Source organism: Streptomyces sp. NPDC058665 (genome assembly GCF_042714995.1).
Taxonomy (GTDB): domain Bacteria; phylum Actinomycetota; class Actinomycetes; order Streptomycetales; family Streptomycetaceae; genus Streptomyces.
On the sequence record NZ_JBHXRX010000015.1, the window covers coordinates 99,472 to 106,007 of the forward strand.

5 protein-coding genes are annotated in these 6,536 nt (G+C 69.2%); 1 reads left to right on the forward strand and 4 read right to left on the reverse strand.

The window, feature by feature from the left end; all coding sequences use genetic code 11:
- Nucleotides 1-197: 197 nt before the first annotated feature.
- The 4 genes from ndk to ACFWV8_RS12470 form a co-directional block, all read right to left on the reverse strand.
- Nucleotides 198-608 (reverse strand): nucleoside-diphosphate kinase, encoded by a 411-nt coding sequence (gene ndk / locus ACFWV8_RS12455; RefSeq protein ID WP_384200257.1) that lies wholly within the window; start codon nucleotides 606-608, stop codon nucleotides 198-200.
- A 106-nt stretch (nucleotides 609-714) separates the two neighbouring features.
- Nucleotides 715-1,077 carry a DUF4233 domain-containing protein gene (locus ACFWV8_RS12460; protein WP_384200259.1) on the reverse strand — a complete coding sequence of 121 codons (363 nt, stop codon included), beginning with the start codon at nucleotides 1,075-1,077 and terminating at the stop codon, nucleotides 715-717.
- Nucleotides 1,078-1,081: 4 nt separating this feature from the next.
- Nucleotides 1,082-2,605 carry a bifunctional folylpolyglutamate synthase/dihydrofolate synthase gene (locus ACFWV8_RS12465; RefSeq protein ID WP_384200261.1) on the reverse strand — a complete coding sequence of 508 codons (1,524 nt, stop codon included), beginning with the start codon at nucleotides 2,603-2,605 and terminating at the stop codon, nucleotides 1,082-1,084.
- Nucleotides 2,606-2,673: 68 nt separating this feature from the next.
- Nucleotides 2,674-5,295: a valine--tRNA ligase gene (locus ACFWV8_RS12470; RefSeq protein WP_384200263.1), complete on the reverse strand. Its 2,622-nt coding sequence runs from the start codon at nucleotides 5,293-5,295 to the stop codon at nucleotides 2,674-2,676.
- A 135-nt stretch (nucleotides 5,296-5,430) separates the two neighbouring features.
- Between ACFWV8_RS12470 and ACFWV8_RS12475 the strand changes: the two genes are divergently transcribed.
- Nucleotides 5,431-6,381: a hypothetical protein gene (locus ACFWV8_RS12475; protein ID WP_384200265.1), complete on the forward strand. Its 951-nt coding sequence runs from the start codon at nucleotides 5,431-5,433 to the stop codon at nucleotides 6,379-6,381.
- Nucleotides 6,382-6,536: the final 155 nt, after the last annotated feature.

Genomic DNA, 6,536 nt, shown 5'->3' on the forward strand with positions numbered 1-6,536 from the left:
TGCCGCATGTGCTGAAGCGGCGCGGTAGATCTACCTGTTGATCCACCTCTAATAAAGATGACGAGGTGTCGCAGCCATGCGTTCCCGATCTGGCTCCGCATATGCCGGGCGTGGCCGAATTCCGTCGGTCGCCGCAGGCGCCGTCAGCGCTGTACGGCTGACGTTTGATCAGAAAAGACCAGGGTAAGAGGTGTCTTTCAGCGGTCGGGAAAGAAAAGTTTCAGTTCCCGAATGGCGGACTCCTCGGAGTCCGAAGCGTGGATGAGGTTCTCCCGGACGATCGTCCCGAAGTCCCCCCGAATGGACCCCGGCGCTGCGGCGATCGGGTCAGTGGGACCCGCCAGGGCGCGTACGCCCTCGATGACGCGCTCGCCCTCGACGATCAGCGCGACGACCGGGCCCGACGCCATGAACTCGATGAGCGGCTCGTAGAACGACCGGCCCTTGTGCTCGCCGTAGTGCTGCTCCAGCGTGCCCTCGTCGAGTGTGCGCAGCTCCAGCGCGGTGATGCTCCAGCCGGCCTTGCGCTCGATGCGGCCGATGATCTCTCCCACCAAAGCGCGGCGGACGGCGTCCGGCTTGAGGAGGACGAGAGTGCGCTGGGTCATGGTGTGCGGCTCCTTGCGGGCATTCGCTGCGGGCAAACGGGTGAAGTGGTGTGAGGCTACAGGTGCGCGCGTGACCTGCCGTACCCGGTCCAGGTACGGAGGCAGGCTAGGTCTGCGGCTCCGCCGGCGTCCGGGCGGCGGTCTGCTCGGCCCACCGCGCCTTCGCCGTGTCGATCTTGCGCCCGTAGTGCACCGATGCCCACCACAGCGCGCCGAAGAGCACCCCCAGGAAGAACATCACCGGCACCATGAAACCGCCCGCGACCAGCGCGACCTGGAACGCCCAGCCGAGCTGGACCCCGCCCGGCCTGGTGATCATTCCGCACAGCAGCAGCGACAGCAGCATCGCGATGCCGCAGACCGTCCACACGGTGGCCATCGACAGATCGTCGGACTTCATGGCGACGAGCCCGGCGAAGCCGATCACGAAGAACTCACCGATGAGCGTCGACGCGCAGAGCGTACGCATACGATCAGCCCCTTCCCAGAAGCAGCCGGGCCTCGCCGACCGTGATCACCGAACCGGTCACCAGCACCCCGGCGCCCGCGTACTCCTCGTCCTCCTCGGCGAGCGTGATCGCCGCCTCCAGCGCGTCGTCGAGCCGCGGTTCGACCTGTACGCGGTCGTCGCCGAACACCTCGACGGCGACGGTCGCCAGATCATCCGCGCTCATCGCCCGGTCGCTGGAGTTCTCCGTGACGACGATCTCCGCGAAGACCGGCTCCAGGGCTTCGAGGAACCCTCGGACATCCTTGCCGCCGCTGGCGCCGACGACCCCGATCAGTCTGCTGAAGCCGAACGACTCACCGACCGCCGCCGCGACGGCCCGCGCGCCCGCCGGATTGTGCGCCGCGTCCAGGACGACCGTCGGCGAGCGCCGTACGACCTCCAGCCGGCCCGGTGAGACGACGGAGGCGAACGCCGAGCGCACCGTGTCCAGGTCCATGGGCCGCGCGTGCTCGGCGCCGATCCCGAAGAACGCCTCGACCGCGGCCAGCGCTACCGCCGCGTTGTGCGCCTGATGCGCGCCGTACAGCGGGAGGAAGATCTGCTCGTACTCGCCGCCCAGACCCCGCAGCGTCAGCATCTGGCCGCCGACCGCGACCTCGCGGGAGACGACGCCGAACTCCATGCCCTCGCGCGCCACCGTCGCGTCCACGTCGACGGCCCTCTTGAGCATCACCTGCGACGCGTCCACGGGCTGCTGCGCCAGGACGACGGTCGCGCCCTGCTTGACGATCCCGGCCTTCTCCACGGCGATCTCGCCCGGTGTGGAGCCGAGCCGGTCGGTGTGGTCCAGGTCGATGGGGGTGACGACGGCGACGGTGGCGTCGATGACGTTCGTCGCGTCCCAGGTGCCGCCCATGCCGACCTCGACGACCGCGGCGTCGACCGGGGCGTCCGCGAAGGCCGCGTACGCCATGCCGGTGAGCACCTCGAAGAACGAGAGCCGGTAGTCCTGCGCGCCGTCGACCATCTCGACGTACGGCTTGATGTCGTCGTACGTCTCGATGAACCGCTCAGGGGAGATCGGTTGGCCGTCGAGGCTGATCCGCTCGGTGACCGAGGAGACGTGCGGGCTGGTGTAACGGCCGGTGCGCAGGTCGAAGGCGCCGAGCAGCGCCTCGATCATGCGGGCCGTGGACGTCTTGCCGTTGGTGCCGGTGATGTGGATCGACGGATACGCCCGCTGGGGGTCGCCGAGCACGTTCATCAGCGCCTCGATGCGGGTGACCGAGGGCTCCAGCTTGGTCTCGCCCCAGCGGCCGGCCAGCTCCTGCTCGACGGCGCGCAGCGCCTTGTCGACCTCCGGGTCGGTGGGCCGGGCCGGAACGGCGTCGCCGCCCGCGGGGCCCGTCCGGGCGCGCAGCGTACGGCTTCCGGCCTCGATCACGGCGAGGTCGGGGTCGCGGGTCGTCTCGGCGTGGACGATGTCGTCGAAATCCTCGTCGTACTCGCCGGGCTGGTCAGGCTGGTCGGGCTGGTGCTCGCTCACGGGACCAGTCTACGGAGCGGGTACGACACTGATGCCGCCCCCGCCCCGTAGGGAACCTCCCGCGGCCGTCAGCTCTCCGGGAGAGCCGCGAGCTGGGCCGTGATCCGCTCGATGTCCGCCTCGGCCTTGGCCAGCCGGCCGCGGATCTTGTCGACCACGTTGTCCGGGGCCTTCGCGAGGAACGCCTCGTTGCCGAGCTTCGCCGTGGCCTGCTGCTTCTCCTTCTCGGCCGCGTCCCGGTCCTTCGTCAGGCGCTTGCGCTCCGCCTCGACGTCGATCGTGCCGGACAGGTCCAGCTCCACCGAGGCACCGGCGACCGGCAGGGTCGCGGTCGCCTGGAAGCCGTCACCCGCCGCCTGGAGCCGCAGCACCTGCCGGATCGCCGCCTCGTGCGGGGCGAGCGGGGTGGCGGACAGGTCGAGCCGGCCGGGGACCTTCTGGGCCGACTGGAGACCCTGGTCGGCGCGGAACCGGCGGACCTCGGTGACCACCTGCTGGACCTGCTCGATCTCCCGCTCGGCGGCCGGGTCCCGGAAGCCCGAGTCGGCGGGCCAGTCGGCGATGACCACCGACTCCTTGCCGGTCAGCGTCGTCCACAGCGTCTCGGTGACGAACGGGACGACCGGGTGCAGCAGGCGCAGGGTGACGTCCAGGACCTCACCGAGGACCCGCCCGGAGACCTTGGCCTGCTCGCCACCCGCGAAGAACGTGGTCTTGGACAGCTCGACGTACCAGTCGAAGACCTCGTCCCACGCGAAGTGGAAGAGGGCGTCGCTGAGCTTCGCGAACTGATAGTCCTCGTAGTACGCGTCGACCTGCGCGACGGTCTCGTTGAGCCGCGAGAGGATCCACCGGTCGGTGGCGGACATCTCCGAGGCACCGGGCAGGGGGCCCTCGACCGTGGCGCCGTTCATCATGGCGAAACGGGTGGCGTTCCAGATCTTGTTGGCGAAGTTACGGGAGCCCTGGACCCAGTCCTCGCCGATGGGCACGTCGACACCAGGGTTGGCTCCCCGGGCGAGCGTGAAGCGGACCGCGTCGGACCCGTACGTGTCCATCCAGTCCAGCGGATTGACCGCGTTGCCGAAGGACTTCGACATCTTCTTGCCGAACTGGTCACGGACCATGCCGTGCAGCGCGATGGTGTGGAACGGCGGGGTGCCGTCCATCGCGTACAGACCGAACATCATCATCCGGGCGACCCAGAAGAAGAGGATGTCGTAGCCGGTGACCAGGACCGAGTTCGGATAGAACTTCTCCAGGCTCGGGGTCTGTTCGGGCCAGCCCAGCGTGGAGAAGGGCCAGAGACCGGACGAGAACCAGGTGTCCAGGACGTCCGTGTCCTGGCTCCAGCCCTCGCCGGTCGGCGGCTCGTCGTTCGGGCCGACGCAGACGGTCTCGCCGTCCGGACCGTGCCAGACGGGAATCCGGTGGCCCCACCACAACTGCCGTGAGATGCACCAGTCGTTGAGGTTGTCGACCCACGCGAAGTAGCGGGACTCCATCTCCTTGGGATGGATCGCGACCCGGCCGTCCCTGACGGCGTCGCCGGCAGCCTTGGCGAGCGGGCCGACCTTGACCCACCACTGGAGCGAGAGACGGGGCTCGACGGTCGTCTTGCAGCGCGAGCAGTGGCCGACGGAGTGGACGTACGGCCGCTTCGCGGCGACGATCCGGCCCTCCGCGCGGAGCGCCGCGACGATGGTGGAGCGTGCCTCGTAGCGGTCGAGCCCCCGGAAGGGGCCGGGCGCCGTGATGACGGCCCGTTCGTCCATGACCGTGATGTTGGCCAGGTCGTGGCGGCGGCCGATCTCGAAGTCGTTCGGGTCGTGGGCGGGGGTCACCTTGACGGCGCCCGTGCCGAACTCGGGGTCGACGTGCTCGTCCGCGACGACCGGGATCGTACGGTCGGTGAGCGGCAGCTTGATCCGCTTGCCGACCAGGTGGGCGTAGCGCGCGTCGTCCGGGTGGACGGCGACGGCGGTGTCACCCAGCATCGTCTCGGCGCGGGTGGTGGCGACGACGAGCGTCTCGTCCCCGTCGCCGTACTTGATGGAGACCAGCTCTCCGTCGTCGTCCTGGTACTCGACCTCGATGTCGGAGATCGCGGTGAGACAGCGCGGGCACCAGTTGATGATGCGCTCGGCGCGGTAGATCAGTCCGTCGTCGAAGAGCCGCTTGAAGATGGTCTGAACGGCCGCGGACAGCCCGTCGTCCATCGTGAACCGCTCACGGGACCAGGCGACTCCGTCGCCAAGACGGCGCATCTGACCGGAGATCTGGCCGCCGGACTCTTCCTTCCACTGCCAGACGCGCTCGACGAAGGCCTCACGCCCCAGGTCCTGCCGGGACTTGCCCTCCTTCGCCAGCTCCCGCTCGACGACGTTCTGCGTGGCGATACCGGCGTGGTCCATGCCGGGCTGCCACAGCGTCTCGTAGCCCTGCATGCGCTTACGGCGGGTCAGGGCGTCGATGATCGTGTGCTCGAAGGCGTGGCCGAGGTGCAGGCTGCCGGTGACGTTCGGCGGCGGGATGACGATCGTGTACGGCGGCTTCCCGCTCTTCTCGTCAGCCTCGAAGTAGCCGCGTTCTACCCAGCGCTCGTACAGCTTCCCCTCCACCTCGGCCGGCGCGTACTGGGTCGGCAGTTCAGGGTTGGCTGCGGGCTGCGCTTGAGAGTTCTCGGTCACCCGCACAGTTTAGAGCCGTCACAGCTCCGCACTGAAACGGGATAGTTCGGTAACGGTGCGCCCCCGATGGTCCATGACGCCACTCCTTCAGTCAGGATGTCGGATACGCATAAGCATCTGGAGGGGACAGAGCACATGAGTTACAACCAGCCGGGCCCGTACGGTGGGCAGCAGCCCCAGGGCCAGCCCGGACCGTACGGACAGCAGCCGCCGCAGGGCCAGCCCGGCTACGGGTACCCGCAGCAGCCGCCGCAGGCGGAGCCCAGTTACGGGTACCCGCAGCAAGCGCCCCAGGGAGTCCCCCAGCAGGGCTACGGCCAGCCGCAGCAGCCGGGCCCGTACGGCCAGCCGCCGCAGCAGCCCCCGTACGGCGGAGCCCCGGGCTTCCCGCCGCCGCAGGGCGCACCGAAGAAGAAGACGGGCCTGATCATCGGCGCGGTCATCGTGGCACTCGCGGTGATCGGCGGTGGGGCGTACTTCCTGGTGGGCGGAGGCAGCAGCGAAGTCGCCGACGACGGCCCGCACAAGCTGATCACGCCGGCGACGGTGATCGACGGCGAGTACAAGAAGAGCGAGGGCAGCGAGAACGACACCGGCGGCATGACCAAGGACGACCTCAAGGACGCCGAGAAGTGGGGCGTCAAGAACGCGAAGGACGTCAACGCCGGGTACCAGTCGGGCTCGGAGGACAACCCGCTGGCCGGGAAGCTGCTCCAGTTCGGCGGCGTGTACGGCGAGATCGACGACCCGGAGAAGGCCGTCGACGCCATGTTCGCCTACCTCAAGTCGGAGTCGGAAAAGGAGAGCGACGAGGACGTTCCCGCGTTCGACGGAAACGCCGAGTCCTTCGAGCCCGAGGGCCTCGACGGAGCCGTGCTGAAGTGCCAGTCGGCGAAGATGAAGACGGGCGAGTCCGAGGGCCCGTCCGAGGTGAGCTTCCCGATCTGCATCTGGGGCGACCACTCCACCCTGGGCTTCACCATGCCGATCGACATGGCGAGCGCCATAACGGGCAAGGCCGGCTCGCTGGACGATGCCGCCGCCACAACCGCCAAGCTGCGCAACGACGTTCGCGTGAAGCTCTGACGGCACGCACCACCCCCGCGAGACGAAAGAGGGGCGGGGCGCCGCGGGGGTGGGCGGGGGGGGGGCCCGCTGGGTGTGGGGAGTTTTGAGGGTGGGTGGGGTCAGGGGTGGGGGGGCGGAGGGGGGGATGGTCCGGGGGCCGGGGGCGCGCCGCA